This window comes from Bacillus sp. Marseille-Q1617 (assembly GCF_903645295.1).
In the GTDB taxonomy this organism is placed as follows: domain Bacteria; phylum Bacillota; class Bacilli; order Bacillales; family Bacillaceae_B; genus Rossellomorea.
In genome coordinates, this window is sequence record NZ_CAHJXM010000002.1 from 72,501 (window position 1) to 95,000 (window position 22,500).

21 protein-coding genes, 1 tRNA gene, 2 rRNA genes, 1 other RNA gene and 1 other annotated feature (2 of these 26 running past the window's edge) are annotated in these 22,500 nt (G+C 45.0%); of the genes, 7 read left to right on the forward strand and 18 right to left on the reverse strand.

From position 1 onward, the window contains the following. Window positions 1-45, forward strand: partial view of a PaaI family thioesterase gene (locus HWX64_RS11895; protein ID WP_175989792.1) — the final stretch only. The gene continues 441 nt to the left of window position 1, outside the view; only the last 45 of its 486 coding nucleotides appear in the window; its start codon lies beyond the left edge, outside the window; it ends in the stop codon at window positions 43-45. Between the two features lie 44 nt (window positions 46-89). Here HWX64_RS11895 and HWX64_RS11900 read toward each other — a convergent pair whose 3' ends face one another. The 8 genes from HWX64_RS11900 to tadA form a co-directional block, all read right to left on the reverse strand. Continuing rightward, on the reverse strand, window positions 90-1,229 hold the full coding sequence (locus tag HWX64_RS11900; protein ID WP_175989793.1) for a glycerate kinase: 1,140 nt from the start codon (window positions 1,227-1,229) through the stop codon (window positions 90-92). A 101-nt stretch (window positions 1,230-1,330) separates the two neighbouring features. Continuing rightward, window positions 1,331-1,594 carry a pro-sigmaK processing inhibitor BofA family protein gene (locus HWX64_RS11905; RefSeq protein ID WP_175989794.1) on the reverse strand — a complete coding sequence of 88 codons (264 nt, stop codon included), beginning with the start codon at window positions 1,592-1,594 and terminating at the stop codon, window positions 1,331-1,333. A 61-nt stretch (window positions 1,595-1,655) separates the two neighbouring features. Continuing rightward, window positions 1,656-1,874, reverse strand: a complete 219-nt coding sequence (locus HWX64_RS11910; protein ID WP_175989795.1) for a YaaL family protein — start codon at window positions 1,872-1,874, stop codon at window positions 1,656-1,658. 16 nt (window positions 1,875-1,890) lie between these two features. Beyond that, window positions 1,891-2,487, reverse strand: a complete 597-nt coding sequence (gene recR, locus HWX64_RS11915; protein WP_175989796.1) for a recombination mediator RecR — start codon at window positions 2,485-2,487, stop codon at window positions 1,891-1,893. Between the two features lie 11 nt (window positions 2,488-2,498). Beyond that, entirely contained in the window at window positions 2,499-2,819 is a 321-nt protein-coding gene (locus HWX64_RS11920; RefSeq protein WP_175989797.1) for a YbaB/EbfC family nucleoid-associated protein, read from the reverse strand. A gap of 63 nt (window positions 2,820-2,882) precedes the next feature. Then, window positions 2,883-4,571: a DNA polymerase III subunit gamma/tau gene (dnaX, locus tag HWX64_RS11925; RefSeq protein ID WP_175989798.1), complete on the reverse strand. Its 1,689-nt coding sequence runs from the start codon at window positions 4,569-4,571 to the stop codon at window positions 2,883-2,885. A 256-nt stretch (window positions 4,572-4,827) separates the two neighbouring features. Then, window positions 4,828-5,092, reverse strand: an RNA gene (gene ffs / locus HWX64_RS11930) — signal recognition particle sRNA large type. 98 nt (window positions 5,093-5,190) lie between these two features. Beyond that, window positions 5,191-5,685 (reverse strand): tRNA adenosine(34) deaminase TadA, encoded by a 495-nt coding sequence (tadA, locus tag HWX64_RS11935; RefSeq protein WP_175989799.1) that lies wholly within the window; start codon window positions 5,683-5,685, stop codon window positions 5,191-5,193. A gap of 86 nt (window positions 5,686-5,771) precedes the next feature. On the opposite strand from tadA, the gene HWX64_RS11940 reads away from it, so the two are divergent. Then, complete coding sequence (locus HWX64_RS11940) at window positions 5,772-6,317, forward strand: isochorismatase family cysteine hydrolase (RefSeq protein ID WP_175989800.1); 546 nt, start codon at window positions 5,772-5,774, stop codon at window positions 6,315-6,317. Between the two features lie 217 nt (window positions 6,318-6,534). Then, on the forward strand, window positions 6,535-7,815 hold the full coding sequence (locus tag HWX64_RS11945) for a LysM peptidoglycan-binding domain-containing protein (RefSeq protein WP_175989801.1): 1,281 nt from the start codon (window positions 6,535-6,537) through the stop codon (window positions 7,813-7,815). A gap of 2 nt (window positions 7,816-7,817) precedes the next feature. Here the strand turns inward: HWX64_RS11945 and HWX64_RS11950 are convergent, their stop codons facing one another. Further along, a complete protein-coding gene (locus tag HWX64_RS11950; protein ID WP_175989802.1) occupies window positions 7,818-8,525 on the reverse strand; it encodes a hypothetical protein in 708 nt (235 codons plus the stop codon). 660 nt (window positions 8,526-9,185) lie between these two features. On the opposite strand from HWX64_RS11950, the gene HWX64_RS11955 reads away from it, so the two are divergent. The 3 genes from HWX64_RS11955 (at window position 9,186) to HWX64_RS11965 (ending at window position 10,977) form a co-directional block, all read left to right on the forward strand. After that, the gene (locus HWX64_RS11955; RefSeq protein WP_175989803.1) at window positions 9,186-9,842 is read left to right on the forward strand and encodes a deoxynucleoside kinase; all 657 of its coding nucleotides are present in this window, start codon (window positions 9,186-9,188) and stop codon (window positions 9,840-9,842) included. Next, window positions 9,826-10,494: a deoxynucleoside kinase gene (locus HWX64_RS11960; RefSeq protein WP_175989804.1), complete on the forward strand. Its 669-nt coding sequence runs from the start codon at window positions 9,826-9,828 to the stop codon at window positions 10,492-10,494. The genes HWX64_RS11955 and HWX64_RS11960 overlap by 17 nt, the downstream gene beginning before the upstream one ends. A gap of 123 nt (window positions 10,495-10,617) precedes the next feature. Beyond that, window positions 10,618-10,977 (forward strand): hydrolase, encoded by a 360-nt coding sequence (locus HWX64_RS11965; RefSeq protein ID WP_175989805.1) that lies wholly within the window; start codon window positions 10,618-10,620, stop codon window positions 10,975-10,977. A gap of 496 nt (window positions 10,978-11,473) precedes the next feature. Here the strand turns inward: HWX64_RS11965 and HWX64_RS11970 are convergent. From HWX64_RS11970 to guaB, 6 genes are all read right to left on the reverse strand, one after another. Next, window positions 11,474-11,566: transfer RNA gene (locus tag HWX64_RS11970), tRNA-Ser, on the reverse strand. 107 nt (window positions 11,567-11,673) lie between these two features. After that, a complete protein-coding gene (gene serS / locus HWX64_RS11975; protein ID WP_175989806.1) occupies window positions 11,674-12,948 on the reverse strand; it encodes a serine--tRNA ligase in 1,275 nt (424 codons plus the stop codon). Between the two features lie 84 nt (window positions 12,949-13,032). Continuing rightward, window positions 13,033-13,246, reverse strand: a binding site (T-box leader). 364 nt (window positions 13,247-13,610) lie between these two features. Further along, window positions 13,611-14,198, reverse strand: coding sequence for a pyridoxal 5'-phosphate synthase glutaminase subunit PdxT (pdxT, locus tag HWX64_RS11980; protein ID WP_303049489.1), 588 nt, complete (start codon window positions 14,196-14,198; stop codon window positions 13,611-13,613). Window positions 14,199-14,205: 7 nt separating this feature from the next. Next, a complete protein-coding gene (gene pdxS, locus HWX64_RS11985) occupies window positions 14,206-15,087 on the reverse strand; it encodes a pyridoxal 5'-phosphate synthase lyase subunit PdxS (RefSeq protein ID WP_175989808.1) in 882 nt (293 codons plus the stop codon). Window positions 15,088-15,483: 396 nt separating this feature from the next. Then, a complete protein-coding gene (locus HWX64_RS11990; protein ID WP_175989809.1) occupies window positions 15,484-16,839 on the reverse strand; it encodes a D-alanyl-D-alanine carboxypeptidase family protein in 1,356 nt (451 codons plus the stop codon). Between the two features lie 173 nt (window positions 16,840-17,012). Then, window positions 17,013-18,479, reverse strand: coding sequence for an IMP dehydrogenase (gene guaB, locus HWX64_RS11995; protein WP_175989810.1), 1,467 nt, complete (start codon window positions 18,477-18,479; stop codon window positions 17,013-17,015). 113 nt (window positions 18,480-18,592) lie between these two features. Here guaB and HWX64_RS12000 point away from each other — a divergent pair, with 113 nt between their 5' ends. Then, the gene (locus tag HWX64_RS12000) at window positions 18,593-19,528 is read left to right on the forward strand and encodes a YaaC family protein (RefSeq protein WP_175989811.1); all 936 of its coding nucleotides are present in this window, start codon (window positions 18,593-18,595) and stop codon (window positions 19,526-19,528) included. Between the two features lie 43 nt (window positions 19,529-19,571). On the opposite strand, the gene HWX64_RS12005 is transcribed toward HWX64_RS12000, so the two are convergent. The 3 genes from HWX64_RS12005 to HWX64_RS12015 all read right to left on the reverse strand — a co-directional run. Continuing rightward, window positions 19,572-20,054 (reverse strand): glutathione peroxidase, encoded by a 483-nt coding sequence (locus HWX64_RS12005; RefSeq protein WP_175989812.1) that lies wholly within the window; start codon window positions 20,052-20,054, stop codon window positions 19,572-19,574. A gap of 661 nt (window positions 20,055-20,715) precedes the next feature. Further along, a 5S ribosomal RNA gene (gene rrf, locus HWX64_RS12010) occupies window positions 20,716-20,832 on the reverse strand. A gap of 101 nt (window positions 20,833-20,933) precedes the next feature. Continuing rightward, a 23S ribosomal RNA gene (locus HWX64_RS12015) occupies window positions 20,934-22,500 on the reverse strand (it continues 1,369 nt past the right edge of the window).

Here is a 22,500-nt window from a genome sequence, read left to right on the forward strand (position 1 = left end):
GTAGCAGTGGTGATGCCGGAAACGTTTTTGAATAGTTTAAAGTAGGAAGGTAAAAGCCTTCTCCCCGTGCGTCAGGGAGTAGGCTAGTTTTATTTTTTGTTATTAAGTGTCATGGCTCTCATCAATCTTTCAGCCGCTTTCTCCAGTAGTTTTGAGCCGTTTTTCATTGCGTCATCCAGTGACATGGGTGAGTCCACTATCGGAAATACCAGGCTTATCCCTTCGGAAGAAACGTTTTGTGTAGTTCCTTCTAGTTTACCGGTGAATGCGACTGTGGGAATATGATATTCCTTAGCTATTCTTCCGATGCCGACCGGCACCTTCCCATAGAGAGACTGAGCATCCATTTTCCCTTCCCCTGTCAGGACTAAAGAAGCCTCTTTGATTTCCTTGTGTAAACCACCGAGTTCCGCAATAAGGCTGAAGCCGCTTTGGAAAGAGGGATTGAAAAAAGCCTTAAGGGCAAACCCAAAGCCGCCGGCAGCGCCGCTTCCCTTATCTGTACTGCAGTCTATTCCTGTATGTTCCCTTACTTTTTGAGCATAGTGCTTCATTCCGGCTTCAAAGATCATCGATTTGTCCTTGGTGACTCCTTTTTGAGGGCCAAATATACTGACAGCTCCTTCTTCTCCCAGTAACGGGTTGGTGACATCCGACGCCACCACCCATTCCACGTCATTTAGCCGGGGGTCAAGATTCGATGAATCGATTGTGTGTATATGGCCAAGTATTTTTCCGCCCTGCGAGAGCTCAACTCTTTTTTCATCTAGGAAGTGGATCCCCAATGCCTGAAGAAAACCCGTTCCTCCATCAACCGTGGCACTGCCGCCTAATCCAATGATGATCCGCCGCACTCCAAGATCCAATGCACATTCAACAAGCTCACCTGTACCATATGTAGATGAGTCTTCGGGGTTTAATTCAGAGTAGGTTAAAAGAGGAAGGCCGGAAGCAGCTGCGGTTTCTATAACGGCTGTTTTTGTCTCTGAAAGCCATCCGAAACTTGCTTGAATTTGTCTTCCGAGTGGATCACGGACTCTTCTATCGATCTTTTCCCCGCCAAGAATGGACATGATGGCTTCCACAGTCCCTTCTCCTCCATCAGCCATGGGAACGAGAGTGGTTTCCCAGGATGAATTTACTTGCTCAACCCCTCTTTGTATTGCGTCTGCAGCTTCTATACTTGTCATTGAGCCCTTGAAGGAATCGGGGGCAATTACAATCTTCATCTCATGACCACCTTTCTTGGGACTAATTATGTAAAACATTAAAAACCTTTAATAATGAAAAAGCAGCCCTCACAAAAGGCTGCTGATTCTTTCGAAATACTTTACAAAATCCACATCTGTATCACTGTCAGCCCCACCACTCCAGGAATGCCAAGGATTCCCGAAATGGAGGAAGTCGCCAGATTGATGGGGACATGGATTCCGTACTGACTGCCAAAGGCGTTCAGGAAAAATAGAAATAGTGCTCCGATCATGACCTTCATGGCGACTTGTCCTACAAATCGCAGCGGTTTGATGGGTGTGCCTGTAATTAACAGAAGGACGATGAGTCCGCTGATTACAGAAATCACGATTACCGGGTTCATACCCTCTCTCCTCTCAACATAGAACATTAACAATCTCTTATTGAAAGGATATGAGGGTTGTCTACCTTTTTATGACGATCTTTCTATGTTTCGCTTCTCTAAATAAGAAAAAATATTTTGCTTCAGCGATTTTCGAAGAGCAGTGAAGATTCAGATTGTAGTCTACACTCATCTCATCGATGCTTCGCTGCTGATTCCAATGCTCTTTTGCTTCTTCCAAGGTTCGAAGCAGGGCTTGATCGTACTCTCGTTTGAGTTTCCCTTTTTTACGGAAAAACATAGATGCTCTCTCCCTTTTAAACGTCTCTTCTTCCTTCAAGGGCTTTTGACAATGTGACTTCATCCGCATATTCGAGATCCCCGCCCACAGGCAAGCCGTGTGCGATACGTGTGATGCGGATGCCGGATGGTTTGACGAGCCGCGAAATATACATGGCGGTTGCTTCGCCTTCGATATTCGGATTTGTCGCAAGAATCACTTCCTGCACCTCGTCGCTTTGAAGACGTTTAATCAGGTCCGGTACGTTGATGTCCTCAGGGCCGATTCCATCCATTGGGGAAATGGCACCATGAAGGACATGGTAAAGACCGTTATATTCCTTCATCTTCTCCATCGCAATAACATCTTTGGGGTCCTGGACCACGCAGACGATACTGCGATCTCTTCGCTGATCCTCACAAATATAGCAAGGATCCTGGTCCGTAATGTGACCGCAGACAGAGCAATAGCTTAAATTACGTTTTGCATTCACGAGTGCTTTTGCAAAGTCCAATACAGTGTCTTCTTTCATGCTAAGTACAAAAAAAGCCAGTCGGGCCGCAGTTTTCGGCCCGATTCCTGGCAATTTCATAAAGCTGTCGATCAGCTTTGATATAGGCTCAGGATAATGCATGATATTGCCTCCTAGAACATTCCCGGCAGGTTCATTCCTTTAGTGAATTGACCCATAGTAGAATTCGTTAATTCGTCTGCTTTCTTAAGTGCATCGTTTGTCGCAGCAAGCACTAAATCCTGAAGCATATCGATATCTTCCGGATCTACTACTTCTTCATTGATCTTTACATCAAGGACCTGCTTGTGACCTGAAACGATGACAGTGACCATGCCGCCGCCGGCAGATCCTTCAATTTCCTTTTCACCAAGCTCCTCTTGTGCTTCTGCCATTTTCTTTTGCATCTTCTGCATCTGTTTCATCATGTTTTGCATATTACCCATTCCACGCATAGTTCATGACCTCCAATAGTTTTTATTAACATTATTCATACACTTAATGTGGTATTTCTTTCATCAATCATTGAGTTCCACTAAATCGCCGGCAATCTTTTCTGCTTCCGAGAGAAGGGTATCCTCTTCCTTTGCTTCACCCGATTCGCCGTCCCCGGGATCCGTTTGTGTGTTGCGGATGAACTCTTCCCTTAGTGGGAGCCACTGGTCTTCGGGAATCCCGATCGGGAAGTAGCTGCTTCCGGTGAGCTCCTGCAGGATGGAATCCATGCTTGAAATGAAAGCCTGGTTCTCCATCGCCATTTGGCAGTGGATATCATACTTGAATTTTAACACAAACGAACCTGCTGTTGCCGCCACCGGCTCTGCATTATTCAAGAGGGCAGCCTGGGAGCGCATTTGCCGCTGGTTCAGGGTTTCCATCATGTCTCCCCAGCGGCTCTTGACCAGGTTAAGATCTTCTTTCGTTGCATTCTTCAGTACTTCCTGAATTTGCCCGACCGGCGCACGGAAGCCTTTCTTTGCACGCACAGGCTTTTTAGCCGGCTGTGCAGCAGGTTCAGCCTGAGCAGGAACGCCATTTGCCTTCAACTGCTGGATTTCTTTTTCAAGCGTTTGGATTTTTTTCATCATTTCGCCGACTTCAGGTGAAGACGCGCTTCGAGGCGCTTCGAGCTGGCAAAGCTTCACGATGGAAACCTCTAAGTAGATGCGGGCATGATTGGTGAACTTCATCTCCTGACCCGCTTGATTCAGTACGTCGATATATTGATAAATCTGGCTTGCCTGGGTTTCATGTGCAAGCTCCTTGAATTCATCATCGAGCATGACCCTTTCCATCGATTCCTCGAGGTTTGGAGCCGTTTGATAGAGAAGCATATCCCTGTAATACAGTATGAAGTCTTCCGCAAATCGGGCCGGGTCCTTTCCTTGGAAAAGAAGTTCTTCGAGCGCACCCAGGCCTTTTGAGACATCTTTTTCAAGGATCGCCTTTGCGAGTGTATTCAAATACCCTTGGGAAACGGCACCGGTCACCGTTAACGCATCATCCACGGTGACAACATCCTGGCTGAAGGAAATCGCCTGATCGAGCAGGCTGAGTGCATCACGCATTCCGCCCTCGGCCGCTCTTGCGATGACCGCCAAGGCATTCTCTTCATAGTTCACACCCGACTCAGTGGCGATATGACTCATTCTTCCGACGATATCCCTGGCTGTGATCCGTTTGAAATCAAAGCGCTGGCAACGGGAAATGATCGTTAGCGGAATCTTGTGGGGCTCGGTGGTCGCCAATATGAATATGACGTGCTTCGGAGGTTCCTCCAATGTTTTCAAAAGGGCGTTGAAGGCCCCGATGGAAAGCATATGAACCTCATCGATGATATAGACCTTATACTCCACCACGTTCGGTGAATACTTTACTTTATCGCGTATGTCACGTATTTCCTCTACTCCGTTATTCGAAGCAGCATCAATTTCAATGACATCCGGAATGGACCCGTCCGTGATCCCTTTACATGCGTCACACTCGTTGCAAGGCTCGGCAACAGGTGAACGTTCACAGTTGACCGCCTTGGCAAGGATCTTCGCTGCACTCGTCTTCCCTGTTCCGCGTGGTCCTGAAAAAAGGTACGCATGGGAAATTTTCTGATGTAGGAGAGCATTTTGCAGTGTTTTCGTAACATGCTGCTGCCCGACGACATCTACAAATGACTGCGGACGCCACACACGATATAATGCTTGATATGCCAAAATACTCCCCCCTCTTTTTTATGTATGTATACTCCATTTATAATGCCGTCCTGTGTCCAATCAGGCACATTCAGCCTGACCCTCCGGCCTGAATGCCGGATGACACTTTTCATATATGATCTTATTTATTATAACGTAATTTCAGGCAGGATTACAAAGAAAACCGGGGACTGATTCAGGAAACTTTGAAACACATTCATTTCAAACAAAAAGCCCACCCCGATACAGGATGAGCTGTTGTATATGTATGAAACTGCCGTGCACCTTTCGTCGACAAGCAACCATAGGCGTTACTCAAGCAGTTAGCTCGGCCCAGGCAACCCTGCGGCACATGGGAGCTTCCACTTAATGCTGCTTCCTTCCGGACCTGACATGGTTCATGGATTCCCATTGCGCAGGACCCAGGCGTCAACACCACTTACTTGAGGCAGGCCCTACAGTATGCAAGCCTCGGAAAGGAATTCGGCCTCGCTGGAGCGGATTGCGAGTACAGGGCACCGCTACCTCCCCACCTAGCACGGCAAAATTGATACCAAATATTAAGTTGCGTCATCAACGACGCAAGATTAAGTATACTAGGGTTTACGTTAAAAAGCAATGGTTTGTGACTGTAAGTTATTTACAACGAAGATGGTTTATTCTTCTTCCCGGCTTTCTTCCTTGCCCTGAGCTCCCTGAAAAATTCAGAAAGGATCGACCCGCATTCTTCTTCAAGCACTCCCGGCACGACTTCGCATTGGTGGTTGAATCGGTTGTCGTCTAAAAGATTCATCAGCGTACCTGCGCATCCCGCCTTCGGATCGGCTGCGCCGTATACCACTTTTTCAATCCGCGAAAGGATGATCGCACCCGAGCACATCGGACACGGTTCCAGCGTCACATAGAGTTCTGCACCTTCGAGCCTCCATGTCCCCACTTTTTCACATGCTTCCTGGATGGCAAGAGTCTCTGCATGGGTGATGGCATTCTGGGTCGTTTCCCTCAGATTATAGCCGCGGCCGATGATTTCGTCCCCCATCACCACGAGAGCGCCAATCGGCACTTCATTGATCTCCCTTGCTTTTTCCGCTTCTTTCAGCGCTTCCATCATAAAATGTTCTTCTCTTGTTTTCATATAGAACTCCTACTCATAGATTCCTTCTTTTTATTTTATAAAATTTCCCCAAACATTCCAAACTATAAAGGAAAGGGGCCTACCTGATGATACCTAAAGATACCGCTCTACTGGTGATCGATATCATGAATCCATTTGATTTCTCACATGGGGAGACACTTGCCGAGCATACCAAAAAGATTGTAAAACCGATTAACGACCTGCGTGATTACTGTAAAGAAACAGGCCATCCTGTTATCTATATCAATGATCACTATGAATTATGGAAAGCAGATTTGAAACTCATTTATGAAAAATGCCGCAACAAAACAAGTACGGATATCATTACCCCGCTCCGCCCGTCTGAAGACGATTATTTTCTCATAAAACCGAAGCATTCCGCATTCTACGGGACATCCCTGAATACGTTGCTTCATCATCTGTCGATAAAAAACATCATCCTTACAGGGATCGCCGGAAACATCTGTGTGTTGTTCACCGCAAACGACGCATATATGAGGGAATTTACCTTGTATGTACCAAAAGACGCCATCGCTTCCGTGAGTGAAGAAGATAACCATTATGCCCTGACGATGATGAAGAATGTGTTGAAGGCGAATATCGATGATACCGGGACACTACTGCAGAATTGATAGTGCGTGGAGTTGACCCAGGCTCCGTTATACTGATTTGACCCGGAAATCGCGCCCGGCTCAAATCACTTCGTTTGAGCCTGGCTCAAAACCTGTATTCTGAGCCAGGCACCCGGTACCTGAACACAGCACTTCAGACCACTGAACAAAATACCGGCATAACCTGCCTTCCCTCTTCATAGGCTGATTATAGTGAAGATAAAGGGAGGGCCTTAGTATGCAAATTCATGTTGTCCAGCCGAACCAATCGTTGTTCGGCATTGCTCAAGCGTATGGGTCAACTGTTAACGATATAGTGGAAGCGAATGAGCTTCCGAATCCGGATAATCTTGTCATCGGTCAATCACTCGTGATCCCGATCGTCGGCAGCTTTTATTACGTGCAGCCGGGCGACAGCTTATGGTCAATCAGTCAAAAAGTGGGGGTTCCTTATCAGGAGCTGGCGAGGATAAATGGCATATCACCCAATCTGCCGCTTCAGGTCAATCAGCGTTTATATGTGCCACCGAAACCGAAAGTACAAGCAGAATTCAACGCCTATGTGGAACCGTATGGGAAAGAAGTGGCTCCGAATTTAGAGGAAAGTGCCAAAGAAGCAGCCCCTTATCTGACATACCTTGCTCCTTTCAGCTTCCAGGCGAAGCGTGACGGTACGCTGCAGGAACCTCCCATGGGAAACCTGCTGCAAACGGGCAAGGATAACGGAAATGTACTGATGATGGCGATTACGAATCAGGAAGAGGGCCAGTTTAACGATGAACTCGGGCGCATCCTCCTGAATGATATGGCCATCCAGGATAAATTCCTTAATAACATCGTTCAAACCGCGAAAAAATACGGGTTCCGTGATATCCATTTCGATTTTGAATATCTGCGGCCCGCAGACAAGGAAGCATATAATCAATTCCTGCGAAAAGCAAAGAGGCGTTTTGATCAGGAGGGCTGGCTGCTGTCCACGGCCTTAGCTCCAAAGACAAGCGCAGATCAGAAAGGGAAATGGTACGAAGCACATGATTATAAAGCTCATGGGGAAATTGTCGATTTCGTTGTCATCATGACCTATGAATGGGGATACAGCGGCGGACCTGCCATGGCCGTCTCTCCCATCGGACCTGTTCGTGAAGTGATCGAATATGCCCTTACAGAAATGCCGGCTTCCAAGATCATGATGGGACAAAATCTTTATGGGTACGACTGGACACTCCCGTTCAAGCCGGGAACAACTGCGAAAGCGATCAGCCCTCAGCAGGCAATTGAAATAGCGGCTGCAAACAACGTTCCCATCGAATACGACCAGAAAGCACAGGCCCCATTTTTTAAATACAGTGCTGAAGGAAAAGATCATGAAGTATGGTTCGAAGATGCCCGGAGCATCCAAGCCAAATTCGATCTTATGAAAGAATTGAAACTGAGAGGGATGAGCTACTGGAAGCTGGGCTTGTCGTTCCCTCAGAACTGGCTGCTGATCACCGATAATTTTAACGTGGTGAAACGGTAAATTTATTTGCGGAATAGAGAGAAAAGCCATTCCCATTTATCTTTTGGCTTTTGTATCGCTTCTTCCAAGCGTTTATTATAATCATTTTGAGCACGCCATTCTCTTTGCTGCTCTTCCCGCAGTTTCTGCAGCTCGGTCTGTAAGAATTCATTTTTTTGTATTTCTTGATCCAGGAGCGTTTCGTATTGACTCTTTTGCAGTTTCGATAATTCTTCAATTTTCCGCTGCGTTTTTTGAGCTGAATTTGAAATATTGGAGCTTAAATCATGGTGATCCTGCTTCAGCCTTGACACCTGAGTCTTAAGCTGGTTCATCTCATTCACGACTTGAAGATTCATTTCGCGGGAAGCAGCAAGTTCATTGGCTAAATAGGATAAGATTTCTTTTAATTGATTTGGATCCTGAGGCAAATGATTGTATGTATCGCTTGTCGATATGTCTGTATTGCCGGATCCTTCCAATCTTTCTTTTTGTTGATGTGCAAGGATTTTAGCCGTATCGTCCAGCGGATTGTCCGTATCGCGCAAAGCTATGAGTGCATCAATATCGGATTGCACAAAGATCCGCCGATCGCCATCTTTTAAAAACTCATATCCATTTCTCTCTAAGATTTGACCATATTTCCTGACCGTCGGAGTTGCAATGCCTGCTTGTTCTGCCGCTTCCTTCGAAGTGAAAGATCGTTCATACGGTTGTATATCGTTTCGCATATCATACCTCCGTTTTTATTATCATTTTAAGTTAAATGAGTCTGCTTTCAAGAGTCATATCACCCAGCGATATGATACATACAAGTGACTATTAGCACCCTTCCGGCCTGGGCAAATAATAAGCTAAGGTATTATCAAGGTGTATCGGCAGGCGATATGCGATATAAAAACCTTATCTTGCCGGGATTGGACGATATGCATCGGGTGAATTTGTTCTTGCATGGCTGAACACACACTATGCTATATTTCCTCAGATATCCAGACAAATTACCACAATTATTTCCCTGAAAATACAAACTTCGATTATCTTCTCATTATATAACCTTTAGACACTTAATGAAAAGAGTATCCTATGAATTACTGGAGAGAAGTAAAGGTAACAAGAAACTTACTTCCCCCTTCTCTCCTGCATATTATTCATAAAAATAAATAGAAGCTGGCATTTAGGTAAATCTATAATCACCTATACTGCCGGCTTTTTTATTTTCACTAAAAAAAGAAGATAAATAACCGATGTTAACAACGAGCCGAATTTTGACGGATCTTGTAAATATCCTGAACAAACCATTCAACTATTGTGTTACAATAATTCCTGTCGTTATTTTATTTATACACATATAAAAACACACATAGATAGTTGTAATATGAGGAGGACATGAAATGGGGAGAATTCCTTTCATCACGGTTGAAGGCCCGATTGGAGTAGGAAAAACTTCTCTGGCTAAAGCGATTTCTGAACACTTCCATTTTCATTTATTAAGGGAAATCGTCGATGAAAACCCGTTTTTGGATAAATTTTATGATGATATTGAAGAGTGGAGTTTTCAAACAGAGATGTTTTTCTTATGCAATCGATACAAGCAGTTGGAGGATATCGATAAATACTATATCTCTCAAGACAAATCGGTTGTAGCGGATTATCATATTTTAAAGAACATCATTTTTGCTAAACGTACATTGAAGGACGAGCAGCAGTACAACAAATATCTTAAGATCTATGATATTTTGACTTCTGACATGCCGAGACCTAATGTGGTGATCTACTTAAATGCGAGTTTAGACACACTGCTGAAGCGCATTGAAAAAAGAGGCAGAGACTTTGAGAAGAAAATCAGCCCTCTTTATTTAAAACAATTATCATTGGATTATGAAGAATATATGAACACATTTGAAGAAACTCACCCGGATATCCCTGTTCTTCGCTACAATGGCGACCACATTGACTTCGTCCAGAACAAAGATGACTTGGACAATATTCTAACTCAATTAGATACTACACTTAAAAAAGGAGTTCACTATCATGAATCTTCGCAATAAATACGGCATCCCAAGCAATGCTGTCATTACCATTGCCGGAACAGTCGGAGTCGGGAAGTCCACGATGACAAACGGATTGGCAAATGCCCTCGGATTCCGTACATCCTTCGAAAAAGTCGATACCAACCCGTATCTGGATAAATTCTATCAGGACTTCAAGAGCTGGAGCTTCCACCTGCAGGTATACTTCCTGGCAGAACGATTTAAGGAACAAAAGAAAATCTTCGAATATGGCGGCGGCTTCATCCAGGACCGATCGATCTACGAAGATACAGGCATCTTTGCCAAAATGCATCATGAAAAAGGCAATATGTCAGACGTCGATTACGAAACATATACAAGTCTTTTCGATGCGATGGTGATGACACCTTACTTCCCTCATCCAGATCTGCTTATCTATCTGGAAGGATCTCTCGACAACGTCATCGACCGCATCCGTGAGCGCGGCCGTCCGATGGAACAACAAACACCGATTGAATACTGGGAAGAAATGCATCAGCGTTATGAAAACTGGATCAACTCCTTCAACGCATGCCCTGTCCTCCGCCTGGACATCAGTGAATATGATCTGGTCAACGATGAAAACTCGATTGAGCCGATTGTAGAAAGAATCGGGTATTTCATAGAACAAACAAGAATGTTAAAAAGCTAAATTAAGAAGAGGTGCAGCCCATGATGGCGGCACCTCTTTTTATATGAACACTCCCCCACTCGTTTATACGCACGTGATGGGAGGTATGTATATAACAAGAAGAAATAAAAGGAGATGAATAGCATGGAAACGAGAGATACGTACTTTATAGATATCAGCAGCGGTGATATCGTCCCTCATGCCGAAGAAGCGAAAAGTGTAAGCTATCAAATTCACGCTACTCCAGAAGAAGTCAACCACTTGAAGACACTATTAGAGAAGAATCATGATGATGAAATGTCGACATTTACCAGGGCGCATATCCCCTTCCGCGAATACCATAAGGATCCGGAAAATGCACAATATGACCACTCCATGAAGGAAATTTATGAAATGATCTTCAAACTGGGAACCGACCAAACACGCAGAAACATCAAAGAAATGGGCGTGCTGAACTATAACAATGAAACCAATACAAGAGAAGATATTGAAAACCTGAAGTAAAAGAAAAAGGCTTGGACAAAATTGTTTTAGACCTAGTAAAACCCGCACTGATCTGCTTTTTAGTAAGCAAATTAGTGCGGGTTTTTTATATGTTGTACAATTAGGCCTTTTCCAGCGGTTGATTGGAGTGCAAGACGAAGACTCCTAAACGAAAAGCGGAAGGGCTTTGCCCATAGGGGGGTGGCATAAGACGAATCGGCCATGAAGGCGTTCTTTGCCTTCTTGGACGGTTCGACTTATGACATGTGCCTCTAAGACCTGCAGCTAGACAGTTGACTCTCCCTCATAAGGAGGCTCACCAACCGCCCGCGGAAAGCGAAGTCTTCCACGGAAATCAAAAGCGGTATTCAAAAGAACTATCATCAATAATAAATCCTCAAATTATCAAACTATTATCAATTTATAAAATTCTATAGAAACCAAAAAAATTCGTTACATCTCCAGTAACGAATTTAAAATCTCCAAATTTTATGCGCTATGGTTATTAATAAATCAATGGCGGAGGAAGAGGGATTCGAACCCCCGCGGGCTTTAACACCCCTGTCGGTTTTCAAGACCGATCCCTTCAGCCGGACTTGGGTATTCCTCCGTATCGACAAGAATTATAATACCATGGTGATAAATTAGAGTCAAGCACTTTTAACAAAAAAAATGAATGGTATCCGGGGAACGCACCGGATACCTTTTTCAACCTTATTATTTAATCACTTCTGCCCCGCCCATATAAGGACGAAGAACTTCCGGTACGATGACAGATCCGTCTTCCTGCTGATAGTTTTCCAACAGAGCGGCAACGGTACGGCCGATCGCCAATCCAGAACCATTCAATGTGTGAACATGTTCAGGCTTCGCGTTTGCTTCCCTTCTGAAACGGATATTCGCACGTCTTGCCTGGAAGCCTTCGAAATTACTGCAAGAAGAAATCTCACGGTATGTGCCGTAGCTTGGAATCCAAACCTCGATATCATATTTCTTTGCAGCCGTGAAGCCAAGATCCGCAGTACACATTGATAAAACGCGGTATGGCAGTCCCAGGAGCTGAAGGACTTTTTCTGCATGGCCTGTCAGCTTCTCAAGCTCATCGTAAGAATCTTCCGGCTTCACAAAGCGGACAAGTTCCACTTTATTGAATTGATGCTGGCGAATCAGTCCTCTTGTATCCCGTCCGGCAGATCCCGCTTCAGAACGGAAGTTAGCACTGTAGGCTACATAGCTGAGCGGCAGCTCTTCCCCTTTGATGATTTCATCGCGGTGATAGTTTGTCACAGGCACTTCTGCAGTCGGAACAAGGAAATAATCTTCACTTTCGATACGGAAAGCATCTTCTTCGAACTTCGGCAGCTGTCCTGTCCCTGTCATGCTTGCGCGGTTCACAAGGAATGGCGGGATCATTTCCGTATATCCGTGCTCATCCATGTGGAGATCCATCATGAAGTTCAACAGGGCACGTTCCAGTCTTGCACCCAAGCCTTTATAGAAAACAAAGCGGCTTCCCGTTACTTTCCCTGCACGCTCAAAGTCAAGGATATCAAGTCCTGTTGCAATATCCCAGTGAGGCTTTGCTTCGAAATCGAACTCGCGGATTTCGCCCCACTTACGGGCTTCCACGTTGTCGTCCTCTGTTTCGCCGACAGGAACAGATTCATGAGGGATATTCGGGATAGACAGAAGGATCCGCTCCAGCTCTTCCTCGATGCCTCTAAGTTCCTCGTCAAGCTTCTTGACCATCCCCCCGACTTCACGCATTTCAACGATCATGTCCTGGGCATCCTGTTTGTCTTTTTTCATCTGAGCAATTTTTTGAGATACTTCATTACGCTTGCTCTTCAGGTTTTCACTTTCCACAAGAAGCTCTCTTCTTCTCTTATCGAGTTCCTCAAACTTATCAAAGTCCTCAAGATCTTCGCCGCGATGCTGAAGGCGGTTTTTCACATCTTCCAAATTGGCACGTAAGTATTTGATGTCTAACATGCTTCTTCCTCCTTTAAAATATCTGTGTTTATTGGTTAGAACGATGGCAGGATCCGGAGAATATAAAAAACCCCCGTCCCTGGTAAAAGGGACGGAGGTTTCCGCGTTGCCACCCTAATTGAAAACAGCAGAGCTGCTTTCCTCTTAGAGATGATAACGGAATCACCGAAAATACCTACTGAATGGTTCAGTATTTCACTCAAGGATGGATTCGCAAAGATTCTGCACCGGTTTGCACCAACCACCGGCTCTCTTTTGGCTAGAAGTCTTCACTACTATTTCCTGTCAACGTTTTAAACTCATATTGGTTATTTCATAATCTACTACAATGTTTTCCATTTTGCAATAGGTTTATGCCAATGTTTTTTGGAACTTGTTTAATTACCGCTAATGATTTCCGTGCAAGACTTCGCTTTCCGCGGGTAGCCCGTGAGCCTCCTTATGAGGGAGAGTCAACTGTCTAGCTGCGGGGCTTAGAGGCACATGTCATAAGTCAAACCGTCCAAGAAGGCAAAGAACGCCTTCATGGCCGATTCGTCTTATGCCACCCGCCTCTGGGCAAAGCCCTTCCGCTTTTCGTTTAGGAGTCTTCGTCTTGCACTCCAATAAACCGCTGGTACTAACCCTTTTCCATCGTCGGGATCACGCACAATTAAACATTATTATAAAACTGCTTTTTCCTTTGACTCTTTGACCATCTCGATGAAGTAAGCCGTTAGGCGATGGTCGTCTGTCAATTCGGGATGGAATGAACATCCCAGGAATTGCCCGTGGCGTGCAAGAACGATGCGGTCATTGTGCTTTGCGAGGATTTCAACATCTTCTCCCGCTTCTACGATATGAGGCGCACGAATGAATACGGCATTAAAATGATTTCCCACATGGGCAATGTTCAAATCGGCTTCGAAGCTTTCCTTTTGACGACCAAAGGAATTACGCTCAACCATGACATCCATCACACCAAGATGGGGTTCATCATAACCCACGATCTTATTTGCCAAAAGAATGAGGCCGGCACACGTGCCGAAAATCGGTTTCCCGCTTGCTGCAAATTCTTTCAGCGGCTCTAAAAATCCATAGCGGTCGATAAGCCGTCTCATCGTCGTACTTTCACCGCCAGGCATGATCAAACCGTCAAGTCCATCCAGCTGCTCTGTACGCTTCACAACCACCGCTTCGGCATCACATGCCTCAATTGATCGTACATGCTCTCTGACAGCCCCTTGAAGTCCTAATACACCTATTTTCATCATAGACTTACCAGCCTCGATCTTGCATGCGCTGTTCAGGAAGGATAGAAGAAATTTCTACACCCTTCATCGCAACTCCAAGTTCTTTGGAGAGTTCAGCAATCAACTTGTAGTCCTGATAATGAGTAGTCGCTTCCACGATCGCTCTTGCAAACTTCTCAGGGTTTTCAGATTTGAAAATACCTGAACCGACGAATACACCGTCAGCACCCAGTTCCATCATAAGAGCCGCATCAGCCGGAGTCGCGATACCGCCTGCAGCGAAGTTAACAACCGGTAAACGGCCGTTTTCTTTAATTTCTAATAATAATTCATATGGAGCACCCAAAAGCTTTGCTTCTGTCATGATTTCGTCTGTGCTCATGCTGACAAGCTTGCGCACCTGAGCGTTCACTTTACGCATGTGACAAACCGCTTCGACGATGTTTCCTGTTCCAGGCTCACCTTTTGTTCGAAGCATCGATGCACCTTCACCGATACGACGTGCTGCTTCGCCTAAGTCACGGCATCCACATACGAATGGAACCGTGAAATCTCTTTTATTTAAATGATACTCTTCATCAGCAGGTGTTAATACTTCACTCTCATCAAGATAGTCCACACCCATTGATTCAAGTACTCGCGCTTCAACGATATGACCGATACGCGCTTTCGCCATAACCGGGATCGTTACAGCTCCCATTACTTCTTCCACAATACGAGGGTCTGCCATTCTCGCTACGCCGCCAGCAGCACGGATGTCAGCTGGAACTCGTTCTAAAGCCATTACCGCAACTGCACCCGCAGCTTCAGCAATCTTTGCCTGCTCTGCATTGACAACGTCCATGATGACGCCGCCTTTTTGCATTTCAGCCATACCTCTTTTAACACGATCTGTACCAGTATTCATTTATGTATCCCCCTTATATTTATCCTATGCCTGTCTATTTTTTCTTTTCATTTCAGCAGAAATTGCAGGAAAAATTGACTAAAACAATCGGAATGATGATATTGCCCTACTGCTAAATAAACAACAAAAACAGGGTTATGTCAAGACGAAAAGCGGAAGGGCTTTGGTCAGAGGCGGGTGGCATAAGCCGAATCGGACGGGAAGGCGTTCTTTGCCTTCTTGGCCGATTTGGCTTATGACATGTGCCTCTAAGCCCTGGAGCTGGACAAGATGAAAAGCGGATAGGGTTTACTTATCGGGTATATGTATATAATGGAATTAACCCCGGTTCCCTCATGAGCAGTAAATATAAAAATAACCCCAGGTCATTTTATAACCTGGAGTCTTTCTATGAAGTTAGAACCAGCCTTTTACTGTTGATGTTACAGAACCCCAAATATCTCCGAAAAATCCGCCGACAGCTCTCATCGAAAGAACGAACCAGTTTGCTTTTTCGACTCCTTCGACTGTCACGACAGAAGATTTAGCTCCATTAGATCCCTTGTCAGTCAGGTAACCTAGGTCATTCTTGTCTTTTGATTCTAATGTAACATAACCTACTTTTTCGCCCTTCTTAACAGGCGCGGTCAGCTTACCATCTTCATTAAGCTTCTTCTTGTCTACAACAAATTTAGGCTTGTACTGATCTTCTTCACCGTTCTTTACAACCATGTTCAAAGCAGATTCAGACTTGATGCCAACTTCTTTTTCCTTTCCTTTTACTACCGGAAGGGTCTTTTGTCCTTTGATCTTGTAATCTGCAGGAAGAAGTTCTTGCATTGTGTAGTTATTAAAAGCATAGTCCATCATTTTTCTGGTTTCCGCAAAACGGGCATCGTACGAATTTTCACCAGGTTCGACCTGGACGTCCATCACAACCGTGATGAATCTCATTCCGTCACGCTCTGCAGTACCTGTGAAACATGCTCCTGCAAAGTCGGTAGTACCTGTTTTGAGCCCGTCCATGCCTTCATACTCACGAATCAGACCTGGAAGCATCCAGTTCCAGTTAGGCATATTAAATTCATCTTCGGTGCCTTCAGCGAATACCTTTTTCGCAATACTCGATGTCTCCAGTACTTCCGGAAAATCATTCAGAAGTCGGTACGCAAGCGTAGCAGTATCCTTAGCCGACATCACATTCTCTTCCTCAGCTCCGCCGACAACTTGATCGACATAAGGTGCCAAGTCTTTATTGTTCAATCCTGATGAGTTAACAAATTTATAATTTTCCAATCCAAGTTCTTCAGCTTTTTTATTCATCAATTTCGCAAAGTTGGCTTCCGAACCGGCAATCGTTTCAGCTATCGCCATTGCTGAAGCATTCGCTGAATAGATAGCCATGGATTCATATAAGTCTTTAATCGTATACGTTCCTTCTTCACGCAGTGAAACATTACTTAGTGACGTGTTATGAGACATCTTAGAGACATTCGTAGGAACCGTATACTCCTGATCCCACTTCACTTTACCTTCTTCTATCGCTTCAAGCAGAAGGTATTCAGTCATCATCTTCGTCATACTTGCAATTCCAAGAGCCGTTTCTGAATTCTTTTCATATAAAACTTTACCGGTACTTGCTTCTACTAAAATCGCAGCATTTGCGTTAACATCTAAATCCCCTTGAGCACTTGCCGGTTTTTGCACCATGCTCATTGCCATCAATAATACCAAGAAACAAACAAAAGATTTTTGAACCCAACTTCTTTTCACTTTTAGCCCTCCAAGTTTTTATGTACACCTTCGTTATTTTATCATAGTTCGAAAGGTAAGAATAGACAGAGAATATTCCTAGTTTTGGCATAGGACAAGGGACTTGCGACCTCTTCATTTAGCCGATTTTTCCAAAAAAAAAGGACCGGTCAGCTGCCGGTCCTTTACTAGTCTTATGATAGTGAATAGTTTGGTGCTTCCTTCGTGATTTGTACATCGTGCGGATGGCTCTCGCGGAGGCCTGCACCCGTCATGCGGATGAATTGGGCATTCTCACGCAGCTCATGGAGATTCTTCGTACCGCAATAGCCCATTCCGGAGCGTAGCCCGCCGATCAGTTGATACAACGTATCCGCGAGCGGCCCTTTATAAGGGATACGGCCTTCAATGCCTTCAGGAACAAATTTCTTCGCTTCTTCCTGGAAGTAGCGGTCTTTTGATCCTTTTTCCATTGAACTCAATGAGCCCATACCGCGGTATACTTTAAAACGACGGCCTTGGAAGATTTCTGTTTCTCCAGGGCTTTCAGATGTACCTGCAAGCAGGCTTCCGAGCATGACAGCATGTCCGCCTGATGCAAGTGCCTTCACGATGTCTCCTGAGAACTTGATTCCACCGTCGGCAATGATGGCTTTACCATGTTTTCTCGCTTCAGTTGCACAGTCGTAAATGGCAGTGATTTGAGGTACGCCCACTCCTGCAACTACACGTGTTGTACAAATTGATCCAGGTCCGATTCCAACTTTTACAACGTCAGCCCCTGCTTCAATCAGTTCTCTTGTTGCTTCAGCCGTTGCCACGTTTCCTGCCACAATGTTCAGCTCAGGATACGCTGCGCGAATTTCGCTCACAACGGATAGAACGCCTGCAGAATGTCCATGGGCTGTATCGATGACAATCGCATCGACATTCGCTTTTACAAGCTGTTCGACGCGTGTGAGAGTATCCTTGGAGATTCCTACAGCTGCCCCAACCAATAAGCGCCCTTGACTGTCTTTCGCAGAGTTCGGGAACTCAATTACTTTTTCAATATCTTTAATGGTGATTAAACCTTTTAGTACGCCTTCCTGATCGATAAGCGGCAGCTTTTCAATCTTATGCTGCTGAAGGATTTTTTCCGCTTCATCTAGGGTTGTGCCTACCGGAGCAGTCACGAGATTTTCTTTCGTCATGACATCAGATATCTGAATTGAGAAATCCTGAATGAAACGCAGGTCACGATTCGTTAAGATCCCAACCAGCTTTTGCTCCTCTTCATTGTTCACAATCGGAACACCAGAGATTCTATATTTGCCCATCAAGTGCTCAGCTGCAAATACTTGATGCTCAGGAGTCAAGAAGAATGGATCTGAAATAACTCCACTCTCAGACCGTTTTACTTTATCAACCTGCTCAGCCTGCTGCTCGATACTCATATTCTTGTGGATGATACCTAGTCCACCCTGGCGAGCCATTGCAATTGCCATTTCAGCTTCTGTTACAGTGTCCATCCCAGCACTGATGACTGGAACATTGAGCTTGATTGAGTCTGTTAACTCAACTGAAATGTTTACATCTTTTGGTAATACCTCAGATTTTGCAGGTACTAGTAAAACATCATCAAACGTTAAACCTTCTTTAGCAAATTTAGATTCCCACATATTTTTCGGCCTCCCTAGTCCCAAAATATTATTAGTAGGTTATCAATTGGTTAAAATACTGTCAAGAACATCAGAATTAGTTTAACTTTTCAGAATAGTTAGAGGGTGATGAAATGGAAAGCACACATCAACAATGGGACTTCATTCACTACTTCCAGTCTGCTGAATACTCCCAGAAGTTTCTAAAGAAATGCTATGAAAAAATCGGTTTCGCTCAGGCTGAAACAAAAAGCTATGATAACTGTTATTCATTCATGTACTACCTGGAACAAGGAGAACTTTATTATAGACAAGCTACACAATCTCCTCTGTCACTGCAGCCAATCTTATTATTTTACGGGTACATCCATTTTATTAAAGCGATCGTTTTAACGGAGGATCCTTTATATCCTGAAACCACCCAGGTACTCGCTCATGGGGTAACCTCCCGGAAAAGAAAGAAGCAGCATTATCATTTTCTCCAGGACGAAGTGAAGGTTCAAAAGAATGGATTGTTTTCACACTTCTCGACCCTGGTGTTCCACGTGAAACACATCGTAGGTGAAAAACTGAAGATGGAGGACCTGCTCGTACAAATCCCGGAGTTGGAGGAAGCCTTTCAAATCCTGTTGAAAAGACAGACAATGATCTGGTTCAATTCAGAAAATGAACTTCTCATCGATGAAGTAGTACTTGATAATTTTCATATGTCCCAGGACTTGTTCCTCCAATATCTAAATGCAAAACTTACAGGAAATTATGAATGGACAAAGGAGAATGTCCTGCATGTGCCTGACATAAGTGAACAGCTGCCAATAAGGTGGCATTTAAGCAAAAATCGACTCGCCCTGCCAAGCAACCGGAATGAAGAAAATTTCATTCCTGAAATTCTGATCCACTATGCCATCCTCTATAACCTGAGCATGATTGCCCGTTACGAAACAGAATGGTGGATTGAACTATTAAAAAACCGTACAAACGAAGATTATCCCATCATACGGTCCTTTCTGAACGTTACAACCCAGAAAGCACCCTATCTGTTACTGGACCTACTTAAGCAAAAAATGTAGAGGAAAGAGGAAGGAATCTTCACCATCTTCCTCTTTCCATTCATCAACGCTCCAATAACAACTTGATGTCACCTTCAATTTTCCTTGGACTGGTCTGAGGTGAATAACGCTCATATACCTCACCATTTTTATCCACCAGGAATTTGGTGAAGTTCCATTTGATATCCGAGACCAAGAGCCCCTTCTTTTCTTTCGTTAAAAACTTAAATAACGGATGAGCGCTTTTTCCTTTTACATCCGTTTTCTTAAACATCGGGAACGACACTCCATAGTTTGTTTGGCAAAACTCAATAATCTCGCCCTGCTCCTCAAATTCCTGATTCATGAACTGATCGCTTGGAAACCCGAGAACCACGAGTCCCTCCTCTTGAAACTCCTCATACATGCCCTGTAACTCTTCAAATTGAGGAGTAAACCCGCACTTGCTCGCTGTGTTTACAATCAGCAGGACCTTACCTTGATACTCTTCTAATGAGGTCTCTTCTCCGTTCGATTTCGTAACTGTAAAATCATAAATGGACGTCACAATGATCTCCTCCTTGGTTTTCGTTCTTAGTTAAATGATACTTCAATGGGCGGATGGATAGCAATTTCTGGGGTGCTTAGAGATTTTGGGGGATGAATGGAGTGGATGAGGAGAATAGGGAGTTTCCGGCCATTAGCTTGAGTTGAGGCACTTACTGGCTATTTGATGGTGATTTAATAATAAATACTGATTTACGAGAATAAGGAGGTGCTCCTGATAATTTCATAACGCTTTTGAAAAAAGGATCATCGGTTTCGATATTAAAAGTCGGATTTTCGATAATTGATTCTTTGGTTTCGATAATAAAAAGTCGATTATCGATAATATATCGGATGGCGCTCTGATGTGCGTGTTCATTTTCTTGTATTTTTGGTAAAACTGATTCATTTTAAGAAGAACGTCACTCGCTTTTCAATCACTAGAAGGGTTTTTAATGAAAATAGACAAAATAATGGGCTAAAAAGGGGAAAAGTTGATTGTTTTAATTAAAAAGGTGAGAAAACACAATTGGGGAATCGTTCAGGGGATGTTCAGGGGAGATCCGGAGTTTATTTTTTCAATATCCATATATTATTTTTCAAATCCAATCACAACTCTTAAACCTACGTTCTCCTTTCAACCAAACAAAAAAACAGCCCATAAAGAGCTGCTTTTCCTATTTGCCTGGCGATGTCCTACTCTCACAGGGGGAGAGCCCCCAACTACCATCGGCGCTGAAGAGCTTAACTTCCGTGTTCGGCATGGGAACGGGTGTGACCTCTTCGCCATAATCACCAGACGAATATTCAATTGAAGGGTTTGTTCCTTCAAAACTAGATAAAGGATTGATGTCAAGAAAGCCGAATATCGACCAATGTGTTCATTTAAAAATGACTCTTTGTGGTTAAGTCCTCGATCGATTAGTATCAGTCAGCTCCACATGTCACCATGCTTCCACCTCTGACCTATCTACCTGGTCATCTTCCAGGGATCTTACTCACATAAAGTGATGGGAAATCTCATCTCGAGGGGGGCTTCATGCTTAGATGCTTTCAGCACTTATCCCTTCCGCACATAGCTACCCAGCGATGCCTTTGGCAAGACAACTGGTACACCAGCGGTGCGTCCATCCCGGTCCTCTCGTACTAAGGACAGCTCCTCTCAAATTTCCTGCGCCCACGACGGATAGGGACCGAACTGTCTCACGACGTTCTGAACCCAGCTCGCGTACCGCTTTAATGGGCGAACAGCCCAACCCTTGGGACCGACTACAGCCCCAGGATGCGATGAGCCGACATCGAGGTGCCAAACCTCCCCGTCGATGTGGACTCTTGGGGGAGATAAGCCTGTTATCCCCGGGGTAGCTTTTATCCGTTGAGCGATGGCCCTTCCATGCGGAACCACCGGATCACTAAGCCCGACTTTCGTCCCTGCTCGACTTGTAGGTCTCGCAGTCAAGCTCCCTTGTGCCTTTACACTCTGCGAATGATTTCCAACCATTCTGAGGGAACCTTTGGGCGCCTCCGTTACTCTTTAGGAGGCGACCGCCCCAGTCAAACTGCCCACCTGACACTGTCTCCCACCCCGATAAGGGGCGCGGGTTAGAATTTCAATACAGCCAGGGTAGTATCCCACCAACGCCTCCACCGAAGCTGGCGCTCCGGCTTCCAAGGCTCCTACCTATCCTGTACAAGCTGTACCAAAATTCAATATCAGGCTACAGTAAAGCTCCACGGGGTCTTTCCGTCCTGTCGCGGGTAACCTGCATCTTCACAGGTACTATAATTTCACCGAGTCTCTCGTTGAGACAGTGCCCAGATCGTTACGCCTTTCGTGCGGGTCGGAACTTACCCGACAAGGAATTTCGCTACCTTAGGACCGTTATAGTTACGGCCGCCGTTTACTGGGGCTTCGATTCGCACCTTCGCTTGCGCTAAGCACTCCTCTTAACCTTCCAGCACCGGGCAGGCGTCAGCCCCTATACTTCGCCTTACGGCTTCGCAGAGACCTGTGTTTTTGCTAAACAGTCGCCTGGGCCTATTCACTGCGGCTCTTCGAGGCTATGCACCTCAAAGAGCACCCCTTCTCCCGAAGTTACGGGGTCATTTTGCCGAGTTCCTTAACGAGAGTTCTCTCGCTCACCTTAGGATTCTCTCCTCGCCTACCTGTGTCGGTTTGCGGTACGGGCACCTTTTTCCTCGCTAGAGGCTTTTCTTGGCAGTGTGGAATCAGGAACTTCGCTACTATAATTCGCTCGCTGTCACAGCTCAGCCTTCACGATGATGGGATTTGCCTCATCATCAGCCTAACTGCTTAGACGCACATATCCAGCAGTGCGCTTACCCTATCCTCCTGCGTCCCCCCATTGCTCAAACGGAAAAGAGGTGGTACAGGAATATCAACCTGTTGTCCATCGTCTACGCCTATCGGCCTCGACTTAGGTCCCGACTAACCCTGAGCGGACGAG